The sequence below is a fragment of the Actinokineospora sp. genome (assembly GCF_050699995.1).
GTDB lineage: Bacteria > Actinomycetota > Actinomycetes > Mycobacteriales > Pseudonocardiaceae > Actinokineospora.
This window is the reverse complement of record NZ_JBOHGC010000412.1, coordinates 1-2779: the sequence shown is the minus strand read 5'-3', so window position 1 is coordinate 2779 and position 2779 is coordinate 1. Positions and strand designations below refer to the sequence as shown.

General features: G+C 70.1%; 3 protein-coding genes. All 3 read left to right on the top strand.

From position 1 onward, the window contains the following. Positions 1-90 precede the first annotated feature (90 nt). Entirely contained in the window at positions 91-924 is an 834-nt protein-coding gene (locus tag ACRDSQ_RS20290) for a helix-turn-helix domain-containing protein (protein ID WP_431423225.1), read from the top strand. Positions 925-930: 6 nt separating this feature from the next. Further along, entirely contained in the window at positions 931-1101 is a 171-nt protein-coding gene (locus ACRDSQ_RS20285; protein ID WP_431423224.1) for a DUF397 domain-containing protein, read from the top strand. 30 nt (positions 1102-1131) lie between these two features. Next, the coding region (locus tag ACRDSQ_RS20280; RefSeq protein WP_431423223.1) for a primosomal protein N' at positions 1132-2779 on the top strand (1648 nt) is incomplete at its 3' end.

The following is a 2779-nucleotide window of genomic DNA, read 5'->3' as shown; positions in this document are numbered from 1 at the left end:
GCGGCCTACCACGATCACCGTTTCGACCCCTGAGAAAGCTCAGCCATTCGTGGCGGTTGCGGCGTGTGCGGAAGCTGATCTCATGAACACATGAGCGAACGACTGCCCGCCAGAATGCGAGCACTGGGGAACGAACTCACGACGATGCGCGAGCGAGCGGGCCTCACCACCCGCCAAGCCGCCGCGCGCTTGGGCGTCTCCATCGCCACCCTGAACCGCACGGAGAACGCCCGCCGAGTGGCGACCGTGGCCGAGGTTTCGGCCATGCTCGCGATCTACGGCGTGATCGGCCCCGATCGCAAGCGGACCATGGGTCTGGTGGAGGACTTGGACGCACCGCACTGGCTCGCGGTCCGATTCCCGGTCGATCGCCCCGCCTTGCCGATCTTCGAGGACGCTGCGCTCTCCATCGTGAACTTCGCTCCGTCATACGTGCCCGGACTCCTGCAGACCCGCGGCTATGCGCGCAGGGTGTTGTCGTTCGGCGACGCGAGCGAAGACGAAGTGACTGTGCGCCTGGATCAGCGCATCAAGCGCCAGTCGGTGCTGACCAAACTCGCGGCTCCCGCCTATACGGCGATTATCGATGAAGCCGTCCTGCGCCGGTCGTGCGGCAGCCCGGAACTGATGGTCGAGCAGTTGCGTTGGCTCATGGATATGGCCAAGCTGCCGAACATCTCCATCCACGTGATTCCTTTCCGGCACGGGCTTTATCGCAACCCCGGCTATTTTTCGAAGCTGGAGTTCGCCAAGGAACCGCCCATCGTCTACGTGGAACACGAAGGCGCTTCGGGGTTCCTGCACGAGCAGGAAGACACCGACGAGTTCCATGGCCTGACGGATATGCTGGCCAAGCTGGCGTTGAGTTCCGCCGATTCGGTGAACTTCCTGACGATGACGGCGGCCGATTACGAACGGAGCTGAAACAGCATGCACGCTGAGTGGCGGAAGTCGACCTTCAGCAGCCCCGACGGCGACGACTGTGTCGAGGTGTCGTATTCCACCGAGGTCCACCTGCGTGATTCCAAGAACCCCGATGGGGGAATTCTGCGCCTACCCGCATCCTCCTGGGCGCCGCACCTGCTGGCCCGCACCGAGTGATCGTCGGTCCGCTCTGGTAAACCAGCGCACATGACCTCCGACCCCGACGCCCTGTTCGAGGTCGCCGCGCCCAAAAAACCCGCCCCACCCAAGGGCAAGCAGCAACCGGCCGCCGACCTCCCCGTCGCCAAGGTCTACGTCGACGTGCCCCTCGCGCATCTCGACCGCACCTACGACTACTTCGTCCCCGACAAACTCGACGCCGACGCCGTCCCCGGCTGCCGCATCCGCGTCCGCTTCGCCGGGCAGCTCGTCGACGGGTTCCTGATCGAGCGGGTCGCCGAGTCCGACCACGCGGGCACCCTCCAGTTCCTCGACCGCGTCGTCTCACCCGAACCGGTCCTGGCCCCCGAGATCGCCCGCCTCTGCCGCGCTGTCGCCGACCGCTACGGCGGGACCATGATCGACGTCCTCCGCCTCGCCATCCCGCCGCGCCACGGCCGGGTCGAAGCCGAGGACCCCGCCGAACCCGCCCCACCGCCGGCGGCCCCCGACCCGACGGGCTGGTCGCGCTACCCGCGCGGCACCGCATTCCTCGAAGCCGTCCGCACCGGCAGGCAGGCCCACGCCGTCTGGCAGGCCCTGCCGGGGGAGGACTGGCCCACCCGACTCGCCGAACTCGCCGCAACCGCCGCCTCCTCGGGCCGGGGCGCGGTCCTTGTCGTCCCGGACCACCGCGACGTCACCCGCGTCCACGCTGCCTGCGTGGCCCTCGCGGGAGCCGACGCCGTAATCGCGTTGTCGGCCGACCAAGGTCCCGCGAAGCGCTATCGCGCCTGGCTTTCCCTTCGGCGCGGTCGCGCGCGCATCGTCGTCGGCACCCGCGCGAGCGCGTACGCCCCGGTCGAGAACCCCGGCATCCTCGTCGTCTGGGACGACGGCGACGACCAGCACTCCGACCTTCGCTCGCCCTACCCGCACGTCCGCGACGTCCTCATCCAGCGCGGCGCTCTCGGGCACGCAAGCGTTCTCGTCGCCGGTTTCGCCCGCACCGCCGAGGCCCAAGTCCTCGTCGACTCCGGCTGGGCGCCGGAGATCGTCGCCACCCGCGACGCCGTCCGCGACGCCGCCCCGCGAGTCACCGCCATCGGCGAACACGAGTCCCAACTCGCCCGCGACCCGGCTGCCCGCACCGCCCGAGTCCCCTCAGTCGCCTTCGCCGCCGCCCGGGCCGCCCTGAAAGCGGGCCACCCTGTCTTGGTCCAGGTCCCACGCCGCGGCTACGTCCCAGCCCTGACCTGCCAGGAGTGCCGCACCCCCGCCCGCTGCCGCCGCTGCGCGGGCCCCCTGAGCCAAGGCGAGAACAAACCCCCCGCCTGCCGCTGGTGCGCCGCCGCCGACGCCAACTACCGCTGCCCCACCTGCGGCTCCCGCAAACTCCGCGCCGTCGTCATCGGCGCCAAACGCACCGCCGAAGAACTGGGCCGCGCCTTCGCCGGAGTCCCCGTCCGCACCTCCGGCGGCCAAGAAGTCCTCGCCGCCGTCGGCCCCGAACCCGCCCTGGTCGTCGCCACCCCCGGCGCCGAACCGGTAGCCGAGAACGGCTACGGCGCCGCCCTCCTCCTCGACGCCTGGGCCCTCCTCAACCGCGCCGACCTCCGCGCCACCGAGGAAGCCCTCCGCCGCTGGATGACCGCGTCCGCACTGGTCAAACCCGCAAGCGAAGGCGGCCGAGTCG